The sequence below is a fragment of the Bradyrhizobium sp. Kon58 genome (genome assembly GCF_055807455.1).
In genome coordinates, this window is the sequence record NZ_JBVVOT010000030.1 from 41,688 (window position 1) to 64,627 (window position 22,940).

The window sequence follows — 22,940 nt, forward strand, 5'->3', positions numbered from 1 at the left end:
GCGAACGGAAGATATTCCAGCCCTCACATCTTCTTGTAGGCGTCAACCAGCGCCTGGCCGTCGGCTCCCGCCTTCTTGAGCCAGTCGGCGGTGAGCTGTTCGCCGATCTTCTGGAAGCCGGCCTTCAGGGCCGGGCTCGGCGGCTCGACCGTCATGCCCTTGGCCTTGAGCTGATCGATGTACCAGGTACTCTTGTCCTGCCAGGCCTTCCAGCCGCGGGTTTCCGCGGTCGCGGCGGCCTTGAGGATGGCCTCCTGGGTCGGCTTGTCGAGCGCCTCGAACGCGGCCTTGTTGACGAAGGTGTAGTCCTTCGGGATCCAGGCTTGCACGTCATAGAAGTACTTCAGCGACTCCCATGCCTTCGCATCGTAGCCCGTGCCGCCTGACGACATGAAAGAGTTCACGACGCCGGTCGCAAGTGCCTGCGGCAGCTCGGCGGCCTGGATGGTGACGGACTGCGCGCCGACCAGCTCGCCGATGCGCGCGGTACCAACATTATAGGCCCGCCATTTCAGACCCTTCATGTCTTCGATCGTCGCAAGCGGCTTGTTGACATAGACGCCCTGCGGTGCCCACGGCACGACGAACAACAGCTTGAGCCCCTGCGCATCGAGCTTCTTCGTAATCAGCGGCTTCGACGCCTGGTACAGCTTCATGGCGTCCGGAAAGCTGGTCGCCAGAAACGGCACGACATCGACCCCGTACACCGGATCCTCATTCTCGTGGATCGACAGCAAGACTTCGCCCATCTGCGCCTGCCCGGTCATCACCGCGCGCTTGATGTCGGGCGCCTTGAACAGCGAGGCGCCGGGATGGACCGTGATCTGGAGCTTGCCGGAGGTGGCAGCTTCGACGTCCTTGGCGAACGCGACGAGGTTCTCGGAGTGCGGATTGTCGGCCGGATACGCTGCCGGCAGATTCCATTTGGTTTGAGCCAAAGCGGGTGTCGCAGCCAGCACGGCGCCGGCGATCAGGGATGCGCGGAATAAACGAGACATCATCGGGCTTCTCCTCACAGTCAATTTCAAAACGGTACGCTCAGTCTGGGAAAGCGAGCTTGGGCAAGAACATCACGATCTGCGGATATTCCGTGATGATGAACACGGCCGCGAGCAGCAGGACGAAGAATGGGAACGCCGCCCGCGCGACGGTCAAGGTATCACGCCCGCTCATGTTCTGGAGCACGAACAGATTGAAACCGACCGGCGGCGTGATCTGCGCCATCTCCACGTGGATGATGAGATAGACGCCGAACCAGACCAGGTCGAGACCGGCCTGCTTGACCATCGGCAGCACGATCACGGCGGTCAGGACGATCATCGAGATGCCGTCGATCAGGCATCCCAGGATGATGTACATGATGCTCAGATACAGCGCGAGCATACCCGGGGTGAGCTGCTGGCCCTGGACCCAGGTGGCGAGGGCTGCCGGAATGCCCGTATAGGCCATCGCTGCGGTCGTGTAGGCAGCGCCTGCCAGGATCAGCATGATCATGCAGGTCAGGCGCGTCGCGCTCATGATGCTCTCGAGGAAGTTCTTGCGCGTGAGCGTGCGGCTCCACCACGCCAGCAGCAGCGCGCCCGAAACGCCCCAGGCGGCGCATTCGGTTGCGGTCGCAAACCCGAGCACGAGCGAGAGGAAGACCGCCAGGATCAGAAGCAGGCATGGGGCGAGCTTGGCGGATTCTTCCAGCTTCCGGCGAAACGACATCGGCGGGTCGCGCGGCGGGACCTTTTTTGGATTGAGCAACGACCAGATGATGATGTAGCCGGAATAGAGCACCATAACGAGCACGCCCGGCAGGAAGCCGCCGAGGAAGACCTGAAGCACGGAGACATTCGCCGTGACCGCATAGACCACCATCGGGATCGACGGCGGGATCAGCAGTCCGAGCGTGCCGGAGCCCGCGAGCGAGCCTAGACTCAAGCCCTTGTCGTAGCCACGCTTGTCCAGTTCGGGCAGCGCGATCTTGCCGATGGTCGCACAGGTCGCCGCCGACGAACCCGACACCGCCGCGAAGATGCCGCAGCCGATCACGTTGACATGAGTGAGGCGCCCCGGCAGCCACTGCACCCAGGGCGACAGGCCTCGAAACATTTCCTCGGATAATTTGGTGCGGAAGAGGATCTCGCCCATCCAGATGAACAGCGGCAGCGCGGCCAACGTCCATGACGAGCTTGCGCTCCATGTCGTGGTCGCAAGCACCGAGCCGAGCGGCAGGCTCGTGGTCAGCGCCATCGCTACGAAGCCGACGAGGCCCAGCGAAACGGCAATCCAGATGCCGCTTCCCAGCAGCACGATCATGACGCCGAGCAGAATGAACGACAGTTCGATCATGCCGAGATTGGCCATCGTCAACCTCCGCCGCCCTGTGAGATCCGCTCGATGAATTCGTCCGGGGTCTCATCCGGCGAGCCCTTCTCGTAGCTCGGCCGGTTGCCGCCGACGACACTGATCATTTCATCAATGAGCGCGATCGAGAGGATCACGAGTCCGCCGGAAAACCCGAGCTGCGGAATCCAGAGCGGAAGCGCGACGACGCCCTGCGCCACGTCGTTGAAGCGCCAGGAATCGTAGGTCATCTGCACGGCATGCCGGGTGAAATAGAGGATGAAAGCGGCGGCAATGCCGAGGGCCACGACCTCCGCAACCTGTTTGGAGCGCCCATGCAGACGCTCCAGCAGCAGGCCGACCCGGATCATCTCGCCGCGCTTGAAGGTGTGAGCGAGGCCGAGGAATGCCATCGCGGCCATGCACCAGGAGGCGAAATCATCGCCGGCGGGAATGTTGACCGCAAACTGGCGCCCGATCGACATGATCATCATGATTGCAAAGATCGCAACCATGAAGGCGCCGGCGGCGTATCCCGCACCGAGATAAAGGAGATCCAGCGCGCGTCGCACCGGTCCCCGGCTCGTGACATCGTCTCCTGCCAACGCGATCCCCATCCTCACACGAGGCGATTCAGACAGTCCCGGCGATCGTACGTCGCACGCCGGTCCTGCATGAATATCGCCTCCGCCCAGCGCCCTGTCTTTCAGACGTTAGATCAACATGATGGGGCTAGCGCAAGCAAGGAGTATGCCGGCTCTCGCCGGAATTTCCACCGCAGGTTCAGCGCGTCTCCAGCCGCAGCCCGTCATACGCGGGCACCACGCCCGCCGGCAGCGACTGCCGGATCACCTCATAATCGACGTCGGCCGTCATGTTGGTGATGACGGCGCGCTTCGGCTTGAAGCGCTCGATCCAGGACAACGCGTCGTTGATGCTGAAATGGCTGACGTGGCTCGTGTAGCGAAGGCCATCGACGATCCAGAGATCCAGATTTTCCAGGGCGCCCCAGCTCTCGCGCGGGATGTCGTTGAGGTCGGGTGTGTAGGCGGCGTCGCCGATGCGATAGCCCAGCGCGGGAATGTTGCCGTGCTGAACCAGGAAGGCGGTCATCGTCACCGCGCCGCCCTTCCCCAGGATGGTCTGGCTTTCACCGGCTTCGATCGACTGCGCCGTCAGGATCGGCGGGTAGTCGCTGCCAGCCGGCGAGACGAAGCAATAAGAGAACCGCGACATGATGTCGTTCGCGGTCGTCTGATTGAGATAGGTCGGAATCCGCCGGCGCATGTGCATCACGACCGAACGCAGATCATCCATGCCGTGGGTCTGATCGGCGTGCTCGTGGGTCAGGAACACTGCATCGATGTGGTCGACATTGGTCGAGAGCAATTGCTCGCGCAGGTCCGGCGAGGTGTCGATCACGATACGCGTGGTGCCCTCGCCCGATGTCTGCTCGACCAGCAGCGAACAGCGGCGACGGCGGTTCTTGGGATTGTTGGGATCGCAGGCACCCCAGCCGAGTGCCGGGCGCGGCACGCCGGCGGAGGAGCCGCAGCCCAGGATCGTCAGCGTCAGCGTCATGCGGCTCCCAGTTCTAAGCTTTCACCCTGGAGAACAGGCGAAAGAAGTTTTCGCTTGTCTGGCGCGAGATCTCGTCAAACGACACGCCGCGTGTTTCGGCGAGCACTTTTGCGACCTCGACCACATAGGCCGGTTCATTGCGCTTGCCCCGGAACTTGCCGGGCGCAAGGTAGGGCGAGTCTGTTTCAACCAGAATACGGTCGGACGGCAGTTCGGCCGCAAGCGCGCGCAGGGCCTCGGACTTCTTGAAGGTCAGGATGCCCGTGAAGCCGATATAGAGCCCGAGCGAGACCGCCTTCAGCGCCAGCTCGCGCCCGCCGGTGTAACAATGCAACACGGCGCGAAACGATCCTTTTGCCGTCTCCTCTTCCAGGATGCGGCCGCAATCCTGGTCCGCCTCGCGGGTGTGGATCACCAGCGGCAGGCCGGTGGCGCGGGCGGCGGCGATGTGGGCACGAAAGCCCCTCGCCTGCGCCTCCGGCGAGCCGTTGTCGTAGAAATAGTCGAGCCCGGCTTCGCCGAGCGCGACGACCTTGGGGTGCTGCGTCAGCGCGATCAGCTCATCCGGTGCGATGCCGTCTTCCTCATCCGCGTTGTGCGGATGGGTGCCGACCGAGCAATAGACGTCGTCATAGCGCTCGGCGATAGCCAAAAGCTGGTTCAGCTTTTTCACCCGAGTCGAAATGGTGACCATGCGGCCGATGCGGGCCGCTCGCGCCCGCGACACGATCCCGTCGAGATCCTCCGCAAAATCCGGAAAATCCAAATGGCAGTGGCTGTCGACCAGCATCGCGCGAGCGCCTTACGCCGCCGGCTCGATGTAGCGCGGGAAGGCCGGCGTCGGCGCGGGCAGCGTCGTACCGGGCACGATGCGCGTCGCGCCGCCGAGCGCGGCGAAGTTGCGCTCGCCTTCGGGGATACCGAGGCTGTCCAGCAGCAATCCCGAGGCCGTCGGCATCGCCGGCTGGGCCAGGATCGCGATCTGGCGCACGACTTCGGCGGTGACGTAGAGCACCGTCTTCTGCCTGACAGGATCGGTCTTGGCGAGCGCCCACGGCGCTTCGCCCGCGAAATAGCGGTTGGCTTCCGCGACCACGGCCCATACGGCATTGAGCCAGTGATGGATTTGCTGCGTCGCCATCGCTTCGCGGGACGCCGCGAGCATGCCGTCAGCCTGTGACAGGATCGCCTTGTCGTTGTCGCTGAATTCGCCGGGCTCCGGAAGCACGCCGCCGAGCTGCTTGGCGATCATCGACAGCGAGCGCTGCGCGAGGTTGCCGAGATCGTTGGCGAGATCGGCATTGATGCGCGCGACGATGGCCTCGTGATTGTAGTTGCCGTCCTGGCCGAACGGCACCTCACGCAGAAAGAAATAGCGCATCTGGTCGACGCCGTACTGGTCGGCGAGGTTGAAGGGATCGACCACGTTGCCGACCGACTTCGACATCTTCTCACCCCTGCTGAACAGGAAGCCATGGGCATAGACCCGCTTCGGTAGCGGGATCCCGGCCGACAACAGGAAAGCCGGCCAGTACACCGCATGGAAGCGGATGATGTCCTTGCCGATGATGTGCACGTCGGCAGGCCAATAACGCCAGTTCTTGTCGCTCTCGTCGGGGAAGCCGACGCCGGTGATGTAGTTGGTGAGCGCATCGACCCAGACATACATCACGTGCTCTTCGTCCCCGGGCACCTTGACGCCCCAATCGAACGTCGTGCGCGAGATCGAGAGATCGCGCAGGCCACCCCGTACGAAGCTCACCACCTCGTTCTTGCGCGAGTCGGGACCGATGAAATTGGGCTGCGTCTCATAGAGCTTGAGCAGCTTCTCCTGATAGGCCGACAGGCGGAAGAAGTAGCTCTTCTCCTCGACCCATTCGACCGGCGTGCCCTGCGGCCCGAGCCGCACGCCGTCGTCGTTCAGGCGCGTCTCGTCCTCGGCGTAATAGGCTTCGTCGCGCACGGAGTACCAGCCGGCATAAATGTCGGCATAGATGTCCCCGTTCGCTTCCATGCGCCGCCAGATCTCCTGGCTGGAGCGATGATGCTGCTCCTCGGTGGTGCGGATGAAACGGTCGAACGACACGTTCAGGCGCTCGTCCATTTGCTTGAAACGGCCGGCATTGCGGGCCGCGAGCTCCGAGACGGACATTTTTTCGCTGGCCGCGGTCTGAACCATCTTCTGGCCGTGCTCGTCGGTGCCGGTCAGGAAGAACACGTCATTGCCGTCGAGCCGGGCGAACCGCGCCAACGTATCGGTCGCGATTGCCTCATAGGCGTGGCCGATGTGAGGACTGCCATTGGGATAGGCGATCGCGGTCGTGATGTAGAAGACGTTGTCGCGCGCGGGCACGGCCACGGGCGTGGTGGCCTGCGGCGCGGCGATGGGCTTCGGTGCACGCGGGGCCTTGGGCTTCGATACATTGGGCTTCACCGCCTTCGGCGGCGCGGCGACAGGAGCTGGTGCGGCGGTCACGGCAGGCGCAGCTACCCTCGCCGTCTTGGCTATCTTCTTCGCCGGGGCCTTGTTTTTTGCCGAAGTCTCGTTCTTCGCCGAAGCCTTGGCTGGCTTTTTGGTCGCTGTCTTCACCGTCTTCTTGGCAACGACCTGCTTCTTCGCTGCCTTCTTTGCCGTCTTCGCGGCGCTCTTCTTCCCGGTTTTTTTGGCAGCCGTCTTTTTGGTTTTCGTGGCTTTCTTGACCTTCTTGGCAGCTTTGCGCGCGAGCGCCTTCACGGCCTTCTTCGCGGCTTTCTTGACGGCCTTCGTGGCGGCCTTCTTGCTGCTCTTGCCCTTAGTGGTTTTCTTAGCCCGCGCTGCCACGACGAATTCCTTTACCGGCTTCTCGAAATTTGGAAACGAACCTGCGTTAGTTTATTGTCTTGAGCATGATCCCATCGGAAAACCGCTGCATAGTTTTCCGGATCATGCTCTAGCGCGTTGCGTCCGCCAGCCAGCCGAACACCGAGAAAACCAAGGGCTTTCGCTCCAGATTGTAGGTTTCGGTGTCGCGCGCGGCGCGGACGATCTTTTCCCATACCTCAGCTAGGCGCGCAAGGCGCGGCAGGTTCTGGTTGGCATTGGTCTCGTCGGCGTGCAGGCGTTCCGCGATCCAGCGATCGATGCCGTCGATGAAGGCGGCAAGCGCAACGCGGTCGCTGGTGCCGAGCGATTCGCCGAGCGTGTGCAATTCGCGCGGATCGACCTGCGGCAATCGCGCCAACAGCGCGGCCGTGCGCTGCTGAAGCTTCAGGGCGTCGCCGCCGAGCAGCGTTAGCGCCCGCGCGACGCTGCCCTCTGAGGCCTCCGCCGCCTCACGCAACGCCGGATCATTCGGGTCGAGACCGGCGGCGGTTGCGGCTGCAGCAATCACGTCGTCGGTTGCGAGCGCGCGCAGGCGCAGCTTGCGGCAGCGCGACTGAATTGTGGCGAGCACGCGCGCCGGCGCGTGGCTCACCAGCAGAAACAGCGATTGCTGCGGCGGCTCCTCGAGAATTTTGAGCAGCGCGTTGGCGGCATTCGGATTGAGCTCGTCGACGGTATCGACGATGCAGACGCGCCAGCCTTCGGCCGCCGCGGTCGAGCCGAAGAAACCGATCGTCTCGCGCGTCTCGTCCACGGTGATCACGGTGCGCATCACGCCGCGATCGTTGGCGGTGCGCTCCAGCGTCAGCAGGCCACCATGCGAGCTCGCCGCAACCTGCCGCGCCACGGCGTTATCAGGATTGATAGCTAGATCTTCGGCGCGCTGCACCGAAAGCGCCAGCGGCTGGCCGTGAGCGAGCACGAAGCGCGCCATCCGATACGCCAGCGTCGCCTTGCCGATGCCTTGCGGCCCGCCAATCAGCCAGGCATGCGGGATGCGCCCGCTGCGATAGGCGGCGAGCAGCGCGGTCTCGGCCTCGCGATGGCCGAACAGAACGCTCGTCTCGCGCGGATGAGACATGGCAGTTTCGCGCTCGGTCTGACGCGGGCTCATATGGACACCACCGATGCCGGCGTTGGAAGCAGGCGATCGCGCAGCGCGGTCCAGATGCGTCCGGCAACCGTGTCGGGATCGGAATGGGCATCGATCAGCACGCAGCGCGCGGGATCGTCCGCCGCGATCTTGCGATAGGCTTCGCGCAGGCCCTGATGGAAACCGAGCTTCTCGGCCTCGAACCGGTCTGGCGTGCCGCTGCCGCGGCGAGCGGCCGCGCGCAGCAAGCCGATCTCGACCGGCAGGTCGAGGATGATGGTGAGGTCCGGCTTGAGATCGCCGATCGTGACCCGCTCCATCGCGTTGATCAGCGCCGCCGGTACCCGGCCGAGGCTGCCCTGATAGGCTCGCGTCGAATCGGCGAAGCGGTCGCACAACACCCAGGTGCCCTGGTTGAGCGCGGGTTGGATCACGGTGTGGACATGGTCGTCGCGCGCGGCCGCGAACAGCAGCGTCTCGGCCTCGGGTCCGAGCAGCTTGCCCATGCCTGACAGCACCAGATGCCGCATGATCTCGGCGCCCGGCGAGCCGCCCGGTTCGCGCGTGACGAGGATGCGCATCCTGGCTGCCTTGAGACGGTCGGCGAGCTTCTTGATCTGGGTCGACTTGCCCGTGCCCTCGCCGCCTTCAAAGGTGACGAAACGCCCGCGTCCGGACGGCCACTTTACCGCGCTTTCACTCATGATCAGAGCTTCTCGGCGCCCGCACGGAACATGCCGATCACGAGCTCGCTGGCGCCGTCGATCGCGCGGCGCACGGTCGAGCCAGTGCCGATCGCGTCAGCGGCATAGACCGGCGTCTCCACCGCGATGTTGCCGCTGCGCCAGACCCTGACCAGCCCGACCTTCTGGCCGGCCTCGACCGGCGCGCGCACTGGGCCGCTATAGACGACGCGCGCGATCAGCTTGTCGCTGCCGTTCTTGTGCACCATCACTTTCACGGGCGTCTTGGCGACCAGTTTCACCGAACGGCTCTCGCCGCCGAACACCTTGGCGTAGCCGACGGGCTGATCGGCCGCGATCAGGGTGCGGGTCTCGAAATTGCGAAAACCCCATTCCAGCATCTTCTTGGCTTCGGTGGCGCGATCGTCGGGGTCTTCCAGCCCGTTGACGACGACGATCAGCCGCGTGCCGTTCTGCACCGCCGAGCCGACCATGCCGTAGCCGCCTTCCTTGGTGTAGCCGGTCTTGAGACCGTCGGCGCCTTCCATGGAATTGAGCAGCGGATTGCGGTTGGGCTGGCGGATCTTGTTCCAGGTGTATTCCTTCTCGCCGAACAGTTTATAGAATTCGGGGAAATCGAGAATGATGTGCCGGGCGAGAATGCCGAGCTCGCGCACCGTCATCTTGTTGGCGGGGTCGGGCAAGCCGTTGGAATTGCCGAAGGTCGACTTCGTCAGGCCAAGCTCGCGGGCGCGCTTGGTCATGAAGTCGGCGGCGAAAATCCGCTCGTTGCCCGCCATGGCTTCGGCGAGCGCAATGCAGGCGTCGTTGCCGCTCTGGATGATTGCCCCGTGCAGGAGATCGTCGACGGTGACCTTGCTGTTGATCGCGGCGAACATGGTCGAGCCGCCGGAGGGTGCGCCGCCCCGGCGCCAGGCGTTCTCGCTGATCCGGTATTCGTCGGTCAGCTTGATGTCGCCCTTCTTGATGGCGTTGAAGACGACCTCGGCGGTCATCAGCTTCATCATGCTGGAGGGCGCGCGCAGTTCGTCGGCGTTCTTCTCGAACAGCACGCTGCCGCTGGAGGCCTCGATCAGGATCGCGGTCGGGGCGTCGCCGTCGAAGCCGGCATCATCTGTTTTCTTGGCGCCCTGGACGCTCTGGTTGGCGGCGTAGAGCGCCCCGCCCCAGCCGATGGCCGCCACCACAGCCGTCGCGATCAGCCCGCGCGCCAGCGCTCCGGCGGTGAACCGGGTGCGCCCCAACGAGGAAAGATGAAATTCCATGGCCAAGCCCTGAGAGCGGCGTTCTAACAGTTGGATCCAGTGCGAACAACACGGGGTGGCCGCTTGTCCCGAGATTGCACGATTCTCGTCCCGCCCCTATCGTGGCACCTCAGATTTTCTGACCAAACCCCTGAAACAAGGCGGAAAAGCGATGTCCTCCACCCGCGTGATCAAGGCCAATGGCATCGACCTGTTCATCCGCGAAGCCGGCCAGGGTCCGCTTGTGGTGCTGTGCCACGGCTGGCCGGAACTCTCCTACTCATGGCGCCACCAGATCCCGGCGCTGGCGCAGGCCGGGTTTCGCGTGGTCGCCCCCGACATGCGCGGCTATGGCCAGAGCTCAGCGCCGCCCGAGGCGACGGCCTATTCGATCTTCGACACGGTCGGCGACATCGTCGGCCTCGTGCAGGCGCTCGGCGAGACCAAGGCCATGGTGGTCGGCCACGATTGGGGTGCACCGGTGGCCTGGCACGCGGCGCTATTCCGGCCCGACATCTTCACGGCGGTCGCCGGCCTGAGCGTGCCGCCGCCCTTCCGCGGCCGCGGCAAGCCGCTCGACCTCCTGCGCCAGGGCGGCATCAGCAATTTCTACTGGCAGTATTTCCAGGCGCCCGGCGTTGCCGAGGCCGAGTTCGAGCATGACGTCGCGCGCACCATGCGCATCGTGCTCGGCGGGCGGGGCCTTGCCGATCCCTCCGCGGCGATGTTCGTGCAGGAGGGCAAGGGCTTTCTCGGCCACGGCAATCCGGAGGAGCCTCTACCTGCCTGGCTCAGCGAGACTGATCTTGCCTATTTCACTGAAGCCTTCCGGAAGTCCGGCTTCCGCGGCGGGCTGAACTGGTATCGCAACCTCGACCGCAATTGGGAGCTGACGGCGCCCTGGCAGGATGCGCAGATCCACCAGCCCTCGCTCTTCATTGCCGGCTCGAAAGACGCCGTCATCACCGGCCTGATCGGAGCCAAGCGCGTCAACGAGCTCGAGCGCGTGCTGCCCAATTTGAAGCGAAAGCTGATCATCGAGGGCGCCGGCCATTGGGTCCAGCAGGAGCGGCCCGAGGAGGTGAATGCGGCGCTGGTGAAGTTCTTGAAGGAAAGCGCGGCTCAGTAGAGGCCGCGGCCGCTCAGGATGCCGCGAGCCTCGGCAGCGCCGTCCGAGGCGTAGGCGCCGGACGGTGTGCTCTCGGTGGCATAGCGGCCGTCCCCGTCATAGGACACGGCGCGGGCGTTCTGGAGCGCCCGGCCCCGGTTGCGGCTCGAGGCCGACATTTCCGCGGTCGCACTGAGTGAAGCCATGTCGGCGGAGGTGTTGCCGAGATTGTAGGGCCGTCCCTCCGGTGTCGGAACTTCCCCGCGCATGGCGCCGCGGTTCGACGACGGCAGCTCCGGCACGAACGGTCGCGCCGAGGCGACCCGGACCATCGAGGGCGAAGGCGCCGGGGTCCCGGTGCGCAAGGTGGCCATCAGCTGGCGGTCGTCGGAGCCTTCCAGCGGCGCCCGGCCGACATATTCGACGCGGACCTTGGCGATGCCATTGCCTTTGAATTCAAGCAGTTCGGCGGCCTTGTTCGAGACGTCGATGAGCCGGTTGCCGTGATAGGGCCCGCGGTCATTGACGCGGACGATCAGCGACTTGCCGTTCGAGACGTTGGTCACCCGCGCATAGGACGGCATCGGCAGGGTCGGATGCGCCGCGGTCAGCGAGCCCATGTCGAACACTTCGCCATTGGCGGTCAGGCGGCCGTGGAAATCGTCGCCGTACCAGGACGCCATGCCTTCGGCGCGGTAGTTGACGTCCTCTTCGGGCACATAGGTCCGGCCGCCCACCACATAGGGCTTGCCGACGCGGTAGGCGCCGCCGCCCTTCGGGACGGGGTCACCCAAAGCCACGACCCGGGGGCTCGAGGACACGCCGTATTTCGGATCGACCCGGCTGGCGAATTTGTTGGAGGACGCGCAATTGGCAAGCGCAAGGCAGGTCGCGGCCGCCGCAGCAGCGCGCGCGGCCCGCAAAACCGAATCTGAACGTCGGATCCCCATTCGCCCCAAATACCATTCCGCCGGAGCCGTACCTAACCCGCTTTGGCTACGGGGCAGCGCTGTCCGGTCCTTTGCTCCGAGGCGGCCCACCACCGCGTCGGAAGTGGTAACGATAACGCAACGCGAACACGGCGGAAATGGGGAGCCCACAGCGTTCACGCCGGGATGGTAAACGGGGCGTATGCGTTCGCCCCGTTGAACTACGGGGCGCGGGCGCCCTGCTCCGTGCCATGGCCGGACATTCTGTTGCGCCAAATCCTCACTCCACCCCCATTGTCGCGCCGCTCACTGGAATTCTTTTGACTGTGCAAGGCCGCCCGCGTTTTCTCGCGTGCAGGGCGGAATGGAATGAGACGATGATCGAGACGGTTTCGGCACTGATGGGTTTGGTAAGCGCGGGGATCTTCCTGGCCCATGCGTTTGAAGGTTACCGCACGAGGGCCTGAGGCACTCGCGCGGACGGCAAGCATCACCCTTTCAAGACGGCGCGTTCGGACATTTTTAATCGATCCGATCGAGCATCGCAGACGAGAGCGGCAGGTGTCCCATGCGCAACCATGACCTCGTATCCCATGACCTCGTATCCGGCGGCTTCCTGGCATTGACCGCCGGTGGTTTGGTCCTGCTGTGCTCCAGCCTCATGGCATTGGCCTTCGCCTGAGCACCCCAGCACTTCCCGAAAAATACGCTTACCGCAGTCCAAGCAGCGAACGCCGATAGAGGCTGTCACGGGCTTCGCTCAGGCAGACGAAGCTGCCGTCAAAACCCTGGGCGTACCGCTTCTGGCCTTTGCCGTAGTAGACGCCTTTGCTGAAATCGAGCCAGACGACCCGGTCGTGCGGGCAATGACGCTGCGCCTGCGCCTCGTAGCGAAATGGCGTCAGCGGCGTGGCCGATACCTCAGCGCCGCCGCAGCCGATCAGGATCGCAACAGCGAGCGCGATCGCGCCGGACCATGTGCCGAAGCCGCTCCGAGATACTCCGCCAGATACTCCGCAAGACACCACCCGCCTCCGATCCCAGCCGTCGACGGCCGCCTTACTTTCACTTGTCCGCTTCGAGTTGCTGCAACGCCTGGTGCAAGCATTCCTGAAGCTTGGCTGCGACCTGGTCGCGCGCGACGCCTTTGGCGGCGAGATCGCCTGACACCTTGTCGAGGATCTCGTCCATCGTCTGCTTCTCCAGATGGTCCGTCACCAACGCCGTCGCGTAGCTGGCCGCGGCATCGCCGCTGAGGCCGAGCTGGGTTGCGGCCCAGAGCCCGAGCAGCTTGTTGGACCGGGCCGTGGCCTTGAACATGAGCTCCTCGTCGTGGACGAATTTGGCCTCGAAGCCCTGCTCGCGCTTGTCGAACGTGGTCATGGTCAGCTCCATTGTCGTTTCGCTGATCGGGATCGGACTGGCTGGAAGCGAACGTCTCCGTGGTTCACGTCTGGGTCATGTGAAGCTTCCGGCGGAAGCCAAACGCCGTCAAGCCCGCTGGGCTGCGCGCACTAGGCGCGCGCAGGGCACCGATCAGCTCCACGCCAGCCAACCCGGCTAGGCAGGGATGTTTACTGTTCGTTAAGCAGACTCAGCGCCGCATGGCCGGGGGACATCCAGAGCTGACGCATGAACAAAGAACTGCGGGAGTTTCGACGGCTTGAACGGGTCTGCCTGGAGCAGGCAGCCCTCTCCACCATGGACCTCGCGCGAGGCGGGTTGCTCAAGGTCGCTGACGATTGTCGCGTCGCAGCCGAAGCGATCGAGGCGCAATCGCCTCGCAGACCTTTCGCGAGTGCCGTCCAGGCGCTGAAGCAAGCATTGAGCGTGACGCGCGTCCCTCACCGGCACTGAGGCCAGCGCTCGCGGGCAAGGACGTCTTTGACGGGGCGACTGCGTGCGGTCAGCCCTTCGCCTCCGTCTGTTCACGTGCCAACCGTTCGGCCCTCAGCCGCTCCTTGTTGGCATAGAACGCCTTCTGCGCCGCTTCGTGATCGCGCATGGCTTTTTCGGCTTCGATACGGCGTGTCGCATCGCGCGCCTGCCGCTGTTCGGGGGTCAAGGGCTTGCGCCGGTAGGAAATGTCTTCCGTCATGGCAAAATAACGCGGGGGTGAGGAAAGAGTTCCTCATGGTCACGCTGAGCGGCACTGCGGGCCGACCGCATAATGTGCGAAAACAACCCCATGCACAGTAGCCAAGCCCTTCTAAAGACAGCACTTTTTTATCGCACTGACGGTGCGTTTGACCCGCCGGCGATCTCGATGTCGGCAATAACAGGCAAATGGTCCGAATAGGCCCTCGCCCCTTCGTCGGTCCAGACTTTCCCGATCGGGCTGTCGGACGTTGCATAGATCCGGTCGAGCCGCAGCAGGGGCAGATGCGACGGGAAAGTTCGCAGCCGCGTCCGATTCGGGCAGGCCTGCGCGAGCACGCGCCGCACCGATTTGATCCAGAACCAGTCGTTGAAATCCCCGAGGACGACGGTCCTTCCAGGTTTCACCAGGCTCACCAGCGCCTGAGCCTGCGCATGGCGCTCGTGGATGCTCAAGCCGAGATGCGTGGCCACCACGCGGACATCGCCAACCGGGGTCAGCAGTCCCGCGGCGATCGCTCGGCGCGGCTCGCGCTCACGATACGACACGTCGACGATCTCGGGCGGGCCGGAGAATGGAAAGCGGCTCAGGAGCGTCTGGCCGTAGTCGCCATCCGCCGTGACGATCGACTTGGCGTGAACCCGGTGATCGCCAACGACACTCGCCAGTTTCGCAAACGGATCGTCCGATCGCGATCGCGAATCCACCTCCTGAAGCGCGACGACATCGGGAGCCCATTTGCGAATGATGGAACAGATTCCCTCGAGATCGAACTTCGGATTGAGATTGAAGGAGCCATGCACATTCCACGTCATGAAGCGCATCAGCGCCTCCCGGCGAGCCACGTCGCGACGAATTGCGCGCCTGCGCAGATCGCGAGCCAGCCCAGGAACGCCAGTGCGAGCAGCAATATGTTGAGCCAGGACGCATTCCTGGCGAGATCAGCGATCTGAGCCCCCAAAACTGCCATAGCGAGAATGCCGGGCGTCATGCCGAGCAGCGTTCCGATCAGGAAGTCACGCAGAGGCAGCGTGCTCGCGCCAGCCACGACATTCACCACCGAGAACGGCGCGATTGGAATCATCCGGATGACGACGACAGCCAGAATGCCCTTGCCGACGACCCGTTCCTGGATGCGCGCGGTACGTCGCCCCAGCAAACGCTGCAGGCGTTCGCGCCCGAGTGCCCGTCCGATCGCAAACAGGACAAAGGCGCTGAGCAAGACGCCCGTGATAGCGGTGACGAAACCCAGCCATGGTCCGAGTGCGGCAGCAGTTGCCGCAATGAGCACGAGAACCGGAAAAACCACCAACCCGCCGATGACGAAAGCTGCAATCGCGAACGGCGGCCCCCAGACGGATTGCGAATAGGCAGACAGAAGCGTCGACATCCGGCCCGTGTCGGCGAAATCGCTCAAGGAGGTGTACGACCACGCTATCGCCAGTCCAAAAAGCGCCACGGCTATCGAGACCATCCCGATGATCGTCTTCGTGCTCCACATGCGCGATGCCGCCCGCTCCAGATGAAGAGGCCGCTCAGGGTCCGCCACCGGCTGAACCATCGTGGCCAGAGTGCTGGTCAGCACCGAGGATTCCACGTCCCGCAGCGCCTTCGTCCCACCGGCTTTGGAGACGTCGTCCAGGAGCGCAAGAAGACGATCGTCGTTTTGCGCAACGGCCTGTTCATCGAGACCGCAGAAATGGCCGATCAGGCGACGGCGGAGCGAGGCGATGAAATTCCGATGCTCGTCTGATGCGGCTTCAAAGATCAGGTCACATTCGCTGTCGGCGCCCATCGATCGATTGTTTAGATTGGCCGAACCGATCCTCAAGATCCGATCGTCGACGATCATGAGCTTGCTGTGCACCATCACGGCCGCTTCCGTATCTCCCTTCCGCGACACCGGGTAGACGAAGCGGATGCGATCGGCGACGCCGGCCGAACTGAAGCAGTCGATGAAGGCGCCCCGGCCGTTCTGCATGGCTTGGGATTCCAGCCACGAGGAATGCAGTTTCGGCGTGACGATCAGAACCCGAAGCGAAGGCACGCGCAGCATCTGCTCCGCCAATTCACGCGCGATCTTGGTGGCGCTGGTGAACTGGTTCTCGATGTACACGAAGCTCGTCGCGGACCGGATCGCTGCGATCAACGAGCGTTCGACCTCCCTGATGGTCGAACCTGCCGGACAAACCACCTCGGTCCTGGCAATGCCAACCGGCATATGCTCAGCCTCGACCGGCACATTCGCCGGCCAGCGCAAGCTTTTCAGCGGGCGCCGATCGTCAATCTGTTGGCCCGCCGCGCGCCAGCGTTGCTCCACGAGGTCGAACAGCCACGCCGCCGCCTCCCCGTCGACCATGCATTGAACATCATGAAACGGCAGGTATGGCTTGCCCTGGGGATCAGAGCGCAATGCGTGATCGGCGCGATGGTCACTCGTGTCCCAGCGCCTGATCGTCAGATCGAGCCCGCCGACGAACGCCAGCGAACCGTCGGCACAGACGATCTTCTGGTGTTGGGCCGAACCAAATGGAAGTGTGGCATCAAGGTGAAACCGGACGCGTTCATCTGTGTCGGCCGTAAATTTGGCCGCGGAATTCCATTCCCTTTCGGAAGCGTAGAACGAGACGAAGTCCCAGACGAGAATGTTGATGCGCAAGGTGGGACGTCGCTGGATCAGCGCGCGCAGGAATGGGCCGAGCTGCTCCGGCAAGCCGTCATCCGCTCGCCCGGATTCTCCCACCAGCCTTGTTTCGCTATGGATATCCCACCCGACGATATAGACGAGATCCTGCGCCTGCAGCAGTGCCTGGCGCAGCGCCGCGAAATAAGCGGCAGCATCATTCAGAACCGCCGCACGACGCGCCTCGCACCGCCGCCAGACGGTGTCGCCAGGGATCAGGGTCGATGAGCTCTGAAGCAGGGAGACCTCGCCATTTGCGTTCGCGTTGAAACGCACTGAACGCGCAACGGGTTCCCCAACTCAGAACCAGGTTCACTGTTCAGCGTGTGCGGATTCCGGCGCCACAGTCTCCCCTCGCCGCTACTTGGTTCGGACCGCCCTTGCACCAGCGCCTTTCAAGGCGTCTGCGATCTTCTCGGGCGCATCGCCGTGAAAATCCACGGAGACCTCGATCCGGCCTTCCAGCTTCTGGTGCCCCTCCGGCTCAGGCGCGGCCTTGGCGTCAGGACCGGCCGGGCGTGTCCCCGTCGTGTTCGCATCCCCGACGGGCTGGACAAAAACGTCGGTTCGCGGCACGCCGCATTCCTGCACGACATGCTCAACCGCAAGCTCGGCGCCTCGGCGCGTGTCGAATTCTCCGATGATCGTGCTTTCCAAGGGCGCCCTCCGTGGCTGGACCAGAGTGCCAACAACAGGCCAGCGAGGGCCAGGTTCCTGAATGCGATTGCGTTCCTGGACGCGTTTGGGACGCGCGAACAAGAACCAATCCAAGGACCAATCCAAGAACTAATCATTGCGCGGGACGTTAAGTCCGCGATGTCAGACGCTTTTGATTATTTCCGGGCGCATGCGGTCCGAGCCCTTTGCAAGGCCCGGGCGATGCCGCGCGGACGAATGAAACATCTCCAAACCGTCGTGGCCCGGGTCTACCACCTGCTGACCAAGGAGGCTGCCTACGGGCCGAACCTGCAGCATATGGACGACTTCCGGGCAGCCCAGAAGCTCGAGAAGTCCATCGACTGAACTGCAATGACGGTGACGCTGCGTTCAGCTTTCTTTGGAAGTGGTCCCTGACCGCGACGCGCCAAGCCCGGGATTGATCGCGAGCGACGCGCCGGCCGCGCCGCCGGCTTCATAGGCCGTCATCGACACCATCCGGCTGGCGCTGCGCTGGGTCCGCATCTTCAGGTCGAGCTTGTCGAACTCCGCATCGACCACCGAGGTCTTGAGAACCACCAGCCCGCGGCCGGTGCTCTCGTTGACCTGATCGCGACCGGCCTTGATCGCCACCAACTTGTCCGCGATCGACGCCACCATCCCGAGCGCGAAGGAGGCATTGGCCAGATGCCGCTCCTGGTGCCGGAACCTGCTGTAGTCGACCGAGGTCTTGAAGCGGCCAAGTTCGGCGCGCACGGCGCCGTCGATCAACTCAGCCAGATAATGCGCGACCTCGATATCCGCGCCGAGACCGAAGAACACATAGCGGTTCTCGCCGGCCGGGCTCTTCTCGCGCCAGACCCGACAATCGCAGAAACGAGCGATCGCGCCGATGCAGTCGTCCAGCGGAATGCGCTTCTTGCGAAAAGTCTCGTAGACCCTCCGCTCGCACGACGACGCGCGCAGTTCGACGTCGGAGAGCGACAGATCATGTCGATCCAGCAGCTCGGCGACCTTGGCAGCCGCAGACAGCGCCTCGTCCTCGGTGCAGCCATTGGCGATCGTCTTGGCGCGCAACGCCTGAATGCGGAGCTTCAGCTTGTCGAGCGCGGCAGGATTGGAGGTCTGATGCACTGATTACCTGTCCGATAAACCCGACGGATAGACCGGCGGAAGGGGTCTCTTGTCAACCGTATTGATCCTTTTTCGAACGGACCTCGCTCCTCTACCGTACGATGCGCGACCTCGCCGCACTTGATCGTCAAATGCAGAATCGAGGCTTCACTCCAATCGACGTTCTCGCTCGAATTCCACCGCAGCTGACAAATCACTGTCGGGAGCAGACCACCACAAGCCGAACGAGGTTGCGTTAGCGCCTTGGCTTTGGCGGCTGCGTGGACTCAGCTGTTAAGGTTTAGCGGTCAGGTTAACTCCAGCGAACGTTTTGCTGAGAGCGTCCAATTCGATATGACCTCGAATAGAGGAATATTCGAATGTCCAATAGAACCGCATTTCAAACCGCGGATGCAGACGAGCCCCACAAGTTTATCGATCTCGTCATTCCCCTCACCTTCAGCGCCGTAGCCCTCCTGGCCGCAGCTGTTTCGCTGGAGGCGATTGGGTTCATCGCTTGGCAGCCAGCCACCTTTTTGGTTGCCTATATCTTTGACTGACGCGATTGGCTGGCATGAGCGAGTTCGAAGGCCTATCTGACCAGTTCATTCTGCGGATGCACGAGTTCATCCGCCATGAGGTGCAAGCAGATAGGCTAGCCGGCACGCGCTTTGTCGGATTGCCAGCAAGGCTGCGCGCGGAGGCTCTTGCACGCGAAATCGAGCGGCGCGGTTTGTTTTGCACGGCAATCGACTGGCCTCAGCATCTTGAGCCTGGAGCGGACAAATACGCGCCGGCCATTGGACACCGGAAGCCGGTCTAAAGGGCTCCCGCGTAGCGGCCTCGGTCTAACCAGTCCCCGGCCCCTCCGACCCGGGGCCGTCTCTCCATGAGCCTACCGTTTGGTTGCCGGTTCGCGCAGCTAACTCCCGGTCCAAATCTTTCAAGCGCCCGAGCAGGCTCTCGACGATATCCATGCAATCGGAAGGTCCCAACGATTGCACGCCGCGCGCTGCTAGCTCGCGCTCCAACATGGCGGCTATAATAATTTGAATGCTCACGAATTCTCCGCCGACTTCGCCCCCAGAGACGGTACGGCTCAACTTAGAAATGGGTTTCGCTAAAGCGAAAGGCCGCAGGGTGGTTCCAGCCCCCACTGCGGCCATCCCGGTCAAATTACAAACTGGTACTTAAATCTCGCCGGTGTTCTCACAGTAGAACACCGTGTTCCGAAAAAGGATTCCGTAAGACTACCGGAATTTCAAACGGCCTGGATCATCACCCGGATCTGGAAATGGCACCGCTTCCTTACCAGCCCCCATGCTCCCGGCTGCCGATCAATTGCGGATCAGAGCGCCGGGAGCGACGCTAGGCTGGTGCGTAGACTTCCTATTCCGGAGGTCGCTACCGCCACAGCCGGCGCGTGATGTTGAACAACGCCGCAAGCGGGACGCCCACCAAGACCCCCAGCATGCCGTACGACGTGACCAGCAGCGCAGCGCTAAGCAGCCCCGCGCTTGTCGCAAATCCATAGGCTGCGCCTAAGCCTCCCAGCGTCCCGGCAAAGACGACCATGTTGCGGTCGTTGCGCGCCTCGACGTTATAGATCGGCGGCCTTTTGCGGTGAAGAATGGGAGGACCGAACGGCACCTTCGAGCCGCAATTTGGACAAGCCGACGCACTCGTCGAAACCGGGTGGTCGCAGTCGTGGCAATCGATCAGCTTTTTGGTCCGTCCCATGCGCTTCTTCAACACAGAAAGACGGATTAGAGACCGTCGGACAATGAGGTGGCGGAAGGGGTGTCCGGTCAACCCCTTTGATTCGACATCAGTTTACGTGAGCTGAGCGGCACTAGCTACGGTGCTTACAACGGTCACTTAGATACCCGCAGAACCGTAGTTCTCGAACGGCGGCTCGGGTCGGCGCCGCCCTTCTCCTCAGGCCAAGAATTTCAACAGCCATGGTGATCAGCTCGATGGAGCCGCCCTGCATGGTCACCGCGGCGACGCCCAGTGCTCGCTGTCGGGGGCGCCTGAGACAGGTCCCTAACCTGACGGTGCGGCCGTGCGGCTACCGACAGCTTGCAAACGCCATCGAGCTCACGATCGCTCCGCTCGGCCCCACAAGAACATTCCCACCCCATCGCTCAGGGTTTCGTCGGATGTCGACGGCGCGGGTTCGACGCTAGCATCCCAAGCGTACCGATCATCAGGCAGACCAGGAGGATGGGATGACTGTCTATGACGTCCGCTCCGACCTCGAGCCTTTGGGGGCTCTTCTGCTGTGGGTCTGCGCCCTTCAGAGCCGTGATGATCGCGTTTGGCTTTACCATCAGCAGCAGGGCCGTCGGATTCTGCTTGAGTCGACCTGATTTCGCGCGGCGTGCGTGGCTCAACGCCCTTCAGGCGGCGGGACGAACCGCTTAACAAAGGAGAAGAAAGATGATGGACACACCGAACCGTCGGGCTTTCCTTGGCTTTGCTCAGAATGCCGTTGTTGCCGTGGCGATCGGCGCCATCGGGGTTCGTTTTATTGAGTCCGCAGAAGCAATGCCGATTGCTCACGATCTCGGCCAGACCAGCGAGCGATCGAATGACCTGACGCAGGCACAATGGGGACCGCCCCCTCGTCCAGGCTGGGGTCCGCCGCGATCGCCACGGCATCGGCGCCGATGGGTGTGCTGGTGGCATCGCGGTCGTCGTCATTGCGGATGGCGGTGGCGCTAGCAACGGGCCGCGCGCAATCCGCGGGGTCGACCGCGTCGCCGCGAAGCCCGCGCCAGTCCTAATCAGACGAAGGAGGCAACCTTGCGCATCACGAGTCGATGGGTCGTTGGGACCTTTCTGACAGCTCTTCTCGTTGCGGCAATCTGGTACTGCGTGGCGGTATGGCAGGCAACGCCATCCATGCCGCTTTACCGCAACGTCATCCTGGGAGGCGCTGTAATCCTGATGCTGATGACCGGCTGCGGCCTTATCGGGCTTATGTTCTACAGCCGCCGCAAGGGCTACGACGAACCCGCGCGCAGTAATCGCATGCGGCCGGAGTAACGACATGCTCTCCGAAGTAGTTGTGCAGATGCAAAAAGCTGTGTGCGCGGCGACCATTCTTGCGTCATGCGCCGCTCTCGGTCCAGGGGTGGCGCAGGAGCGCCCTGCCCTGACGGTTTTTGAGAACGTGCGCATTTTCGACGGGAAGAGCCAAGCGCTCTCCGCTCCATCGGATGTCCTTATCCGAGGCAACACCATCGAGCGTATTGCGATTGCTGCCAATCCGGTCGATCGCACCCCGGACACCCGCATCATAGCAGGCGGCGGACGCGTGCTGATGCCCGGGCTCAGCGACATGCACTGGCATGCGACGATGGTTCGTCCGACCCCTGCTCAAATGCTTTCGAGCGACTTGGGTTACACGATGCTGCTCGCGGGCGCGGAAGCCACTGCTACGCTGATGCGCGGGTTCACCACGGTAAGGGACATGGGCGGCCCAGCTTTCGCGCTGAAGCGCGCCATCGACGAGGGGGTCGTTGTAGGCCCTCGCATCTATCCATCCGGTGCCGTCATCACAGTGACCGGCGGCCACGGCGACTTCCGTGAGCTCTGGGAGCTGCCGCAAAGTCTCGGCGGAACGAGCCGCGTCGAGCAGCTTGGTGGAAGCATGATCGCAGATAGTCCCGACGAGGTTCGCAAACGCACGCGCGAACAACTCATGCAGGGCGCATCGCAGATCAAGCTGACGGCAGGCGGCGGCGTTGCCTCACCTTTCAGTCCACTCGACGTGACTACCTTCAGAGAGGCGGAACTGCGGGCGGCCGTCGAAGCAGCTACCGATTGGGGAACCTATGTGGCGACCCACGCCTATACGCCAAACGCCATCCGACGCTCCATTGCTGCAGGCGTCAAGGTGATCGAGCACGGTCATTTGATGGATGAGCCGACCGCACGTCTCCTTGCGGAGGAGAAGATTTGGCTGAGCACACAGCCATTCGTAGACCTTGGCGGCGCAGCCATGCTTCCTGCCGCGCAACAAGCGCAGATGCGCCAAGTGGTTGCGGGCACCGACACCACGTACGGGTTTGTAAAAAAATACAAGATCAAGACGGCCTTCGGAACTGATATTCTCTTCTCCAAGGCGTTGGCTGAGCATCAGGGTCAGGGTATCGTGGATCTCACACGTTGGTTCACTCCAGCAGAAGCATTGGCAATGGCGACTTCAGCAAACGGAGAGTTGCTCGCCCTCTCCGGTGCGCGCAATCCGTATCCCGGCAAGCTCGGAGCGGTCGAAGAAGGCGCGTTGGCCGATCTCCTGCTCGTCGATGGCAATCCCTTGGAGGACATTCGCCTCATCGCCGACCCGGAGAACAAATTCGTCCTGATTATGAAGGACGGCATCATCTACAAGGACATTCGTCCGAAATGATCCGTTCTCCGTTCTAGGCGGGATGCTTGGCGCGCACTGGCCGGTGTTGCTCGCGCGCAATTCACCTCGCGTAGGTTTAATTTCCCCTGCCGGCTTCCCGATTATAACCCCGCACC

25 protein-coding genes are annotated in these 22,940 nt (G+C 63.1%); 7 read left to right on the top strand and 18 right to left on the bottom strand.

The window, feature by feature from the left end:
- Positions 1-23 precede the first annotated feature (23 nt).
- The 9 genes from AC0L20_RS32390 to AC0L20_RS32430 form a co-directional block, all read right to left on the bottom strand.
- Entirely contained in the window at positions 24-1,001 is a 978-nt protein-coding gene (locus tag AC0L20_RS32390) for a TRAP transporter substrate-binding protein (protein ID WP_473294602.1), read from the bottom strand.
- Between the two features lie 37 nt (positions 1,002-1,038).
- The gene (locus tag AC0L20_RS32395) at positions 1,039-2,352 is read right to left on the bottom strand and encodes a TRAP transporter large permease (RefSeq protein ID WP_473294603.1); all 1,314 of its coding nucleotides are present in this window, start codon (positions 2,350-2,352) and stop codon (positions 1,039-1,041) included.
- A gap of 2 nt (positions 2,353-2,354) precedes the next feature.
- Entirely contained in the window at positions 2,355-2,948 is a 594-nt protein-coding gene (locus AC0L20_RS32400; RefSeq protein ID WP_063996348.1) for a TRAP transporter small permease, read from the bottom strand.
- Between the two features lie 166 nt (positions 2,949-3,114).
- Positions 3,115-3,912, bottom strand: coding sequence for an MBL fold metallo-hydrolase (locus tag AC0L20_RS32405; protein WP_473294604.1), 798 nt, complete (start codon positions 3,910-3,912; stop codon positions 3,115-3,117).
- 13 nt (positions 3,913-3,925) lie between these two features.
- Positions 3,926-4,702, bottom strand: coding sequence for a TatD family hydrolase (locus AC0L20_RS32410; protein ID WP_473294605.1), 777 nt, complete (start codon positions 4,700-4,702; stop codon positions 3,926-3,928).
- A gap of 12 nt (positions 4,703-4,714) precedes the next feature.
- The gene (metG, locus tag AC0L20_RS32415; protein WP_473294606.1) at positions 4,715-6,733 is read right to left on the bottom strand and encodes a methionine--tRNA ligase; all 2,019 of its coding nucleotides are present in this window, start codon (positions 6,731-6,733) and stop codon (positions 4,715-4,717) included.
- Positions 6,734-6,842: 109 nt separating this feature from the next.
- On the bottom strand, positions 6,843-7,889 hold the full coding sequence (locus tag AC0L20_RS32420) for a DNA polymerase III subunit delta' (RefSeq protein WP_473294607.1): 1,047 nt from the start codon (positions 7,887-7,889) through the stop codon (positions 6,843-6,845).
- Positions 7,886-8,572: a dTMP kinase gene (gene tmk / locus AC0L20_RS32425; RefSeq protein WP_473294608.1), complete on the bottom strand. Its 687-nt coding sequence runs from the start codon at positions 8,570-8,572 to the stop codon at positions 7,886-7,888. Before tmk ends, AC0L20_RS32420 begins: the two co-directional genes overlap by 4 nt.
- Before the next feature lie 2 nt (positions 8,573-8,574).
- Positions 8,575-9,837, bottom strand: coding sequence for a D-alanyl-D-alanine carboxypeptidase family protein (locus AC0L20_RS32430; RefSeq protein ID WP_473294609.1), 1,263 nt, complete (start codon positions 9,835-9,837; stop codon positions 8,575-8,577).
- A gap of 151 nt (positions 9,838-9,988) precedes the next feature.
- On the opposite strand from AC0L20_RS32430, the gene AC0L20_RS32435 reads away from it, so the two are divergent.
- Positions 9,989-10,945, top strand: coding sequence for an alpha/beta fold hydrolase (locus AC0L20_RS32435; protein ID WP_473294610.1), 957 nt, complete (start codon positions 9,989-9,991; stop codon positions 10,943-10,945).
- On the opposite strand, the gene AC0L20_RS32440 is transcribed toward AC0L20_RS32435, so the two are convergent.
- From AC0L20_RS32440 to AC0L20_RS32450, 3 genes are all read right to left on the bottom strand, one after another.
- On the bottom strand, positions 10,939-11,874 hold the full coding sequence (locus AC0L20_RS32440) for a septal ring lytic transglycosylase RlpA family protein (protein WP_473294611.1): 936 nt from the start codon (positions 11,872-11,874) through the stop codon (positions 10,939-10,941). The genes AC0L20_RS32435 and AC0L20_RS32440 overlap by 7 nt on opposite strands.
- 689 nt (positions 11,875-12,563) lie before the next feature.
- Positions 12,564-12,878 (bottom strand): hypothetical protein, encoded by a 315-nt coding sequence (locus tag AC0L20_RS32445; protein WP_473294612.1) that lies wholly within the window; start codon positions 12,876-12,878, stop codon positions 12,564-12,566.
- Positions 12,879-12,918: 40 nt separating this feature from the next.
- Positions 12,919-13,236 carry a DUF1476 domain-containing protein gene (locus tag AC0L20_RS32450; protein WP_456764346.1) on the bottom strand — a complete coding sequence of 106 codons (318 nt, stop codon included), beginning with the start codon at positions 13,234-13,236 and terminating at the stop codon, positions 12,919-12,921.
- 249 nt (positions 13,237-13,485) lie between these two features.
- Between AC0L20_RS32450 and AC0L20_RS32455 the strand changes: the two genes are divergently transcribed.
- The gene (locus AC0L20_RS32455; RefSeq protein ID WP_027566955.1) at positions 13,486-13,710 is read left to right on the top strand and encodes a hypothetical protein; all 225 of its coding nucleotides are present in this window, start codon (positions 13,486-13,488) and stop codon (positions 13,708-13,710) included.
- Positions 13,711-13,759: 49 nt separating this feature from the next.
- On the opposite strand, the gene AC0L20_RS32460 is transcribed toward AC0L20_RS32455, so the two are convergent.
- The 4 genes from AC0L20_RS32460 to AC0L20_RS32475 all read right to left on the bottom strand — a co-directional run bounded on the left by AC0L20_RS32460 (position 13,760) and on the right by AC0L20_RS32475 (position 17,291).
- Complete coding sequence (locus tag AC0L20_RS32460; protein WP_007591059.1) at positions 13,760-13,951, bottom strand: hypothetical protein; 192 nt, start codon at positions 13,949-13,951, stop codon at positions 13,760-13,762.
- A 128-nt stretch (positions 13,952-14,079) separates the two neighbouring features.
- Positions 14,080-14,775, bottom strand: a complete 696-nt coding sequence (locus tag AC0L20_RS32465; protein WP_473294613.1) for an endonuclease/exonuclease/phosphatase family protein — start codon at positions 14,773-14,775, stop codon at positions 14,080-14,082.
- The gene (locus AC0L20_RS32470; protein WP_473294614.1) at positions 14,775-16,910 is read right to left on the bottom strand and encodes a VTT domain-containing protein; all 2,136 of its coding nucleotides are present in this window, start codon (positions 16,908-16,910) and stop codon (positions 14,775-14,777) included. The genes AC0L20_RS32465 and AC0L20_RS32470 overlap by 1 nt, the downstream gene beginning before the upstream one ends.
- Before the next feature lie 84 nt (positions 16,911-16,994).
- Positions 16,995-17,291, bottom strand: coding sequence for a hypothetical protein (locus AC0L20_RS32475; RefSeq protein ID WP_456764342.1), 297 nt, complete (start codon positions 17,289-17,291; stop codon positions 16,995-16,997).
- Positions 17,292-17,450: 159 nt separating this feature from the next.
- Between AC0L20_RS32475 and AC0L20_RS32480 the strand changes: the two genes are divergently transcribed.
- Positions 17,451-17,657, top strand: coding sequence for a hypothetical protein (locus AC0L20_RS32480; protein WP_473294615.1), 207 nt, complete (start codon positions 17,451-17,453; stop codon positions 17,655-17,657).
- 24 nt (positions 17,658-17,681) lie between these two features.
- Here the strand turns inward: AC0L20_RS32480 and AC0L20_RS32485 are convergent, their stop codons facing one another.
- Positions 17,682-18,425, bottom strand: coding sequence for a DUF7168 domain-containing protein (locus AC0L20_RS32485; protein WP_473294616.1), 744 nt, complete (start codon positions 18,423-18,425; stop codon positions 17,682-17,684).
- 359 nt (positions 18,426-18,784) lie between these two features.
- Between AC0L20_RS32485 and AC0L20_RS32490 the strand changes: the two genes are divergently transcribed.
- Both AC0L20_RS32490 and AC0L20_RS32495 read left to right on the top strand, forming a co-directional pair.
- Positions 18,785-18,964, top strand: a complete 180-nt coding sequence (locus AC0L20_RS32490; RefSeq protein WP_473294617.1) for a hypothetical protein — start codon at positions 18,785-18,787, stop codon at positions 18,962-18,964.
- 14 nt (positions 18,965-18,978) lie between these two features.
- Positions 18,979-19,227: a hypothetical protein gene (locus tag AC0L20_RS32495; protein ID WP_473294618.1), complete on the top strand. Its 249-nt coding sequence runs from the start codon at positions 18,979-18,981 to the stop codon at positions 19,225-19,227.
- Positions 19,228-19,808: 581 nt separating this feature from the next.
- On the opposite strand, the gene AC0L20_RS32500 is transcribed toward AC0L20_RS32495, so the two are convergent.
- Complete coding sequence (locus AC0L20_RS32500) at positions 19,809-20,144, bottom strand: hypothetical protein (protein ID WP_473294619.1); 336 nt, start codon at positions 20,142-20,144, stop codon at positions 19,809-19,811.
- Positions 20,145-21,212: 1,068 nt separating this feature from the next.
- On the opposite strand from AC0L20_RS32500, the gene AC0L20_RS32505 reads away from it, so the two are divergent.
- Both AC0L20_RS32505 and AC0L20_RS32510 read left to right on the top strand, forming a co-directional pair.
- Positions 21,213-21,455 (top strand): hypothetical protein, encoded by a 243-nt coding sequence (locus AC0L20_RS32505; protein WP_473294620.1) that lies wholly within the window; start codon positions 21,213-21,215, stop codon positions 21,453-21,455.
- 4 nt (positions 21,456-21,459) lie between these two features.
- A complete protein-coding gene (locus AC0L20_RS32510) occupies positions 21,460-22,824 on the top strand; it encodes a metal-dependent hydrolase family protein (RefSeq protein ID WP_473294621.1) in 1,365 nt (454 codons plus the stop codon).
- Positions 22,825-22,940 lie beyond the last annotated feature (116 nt).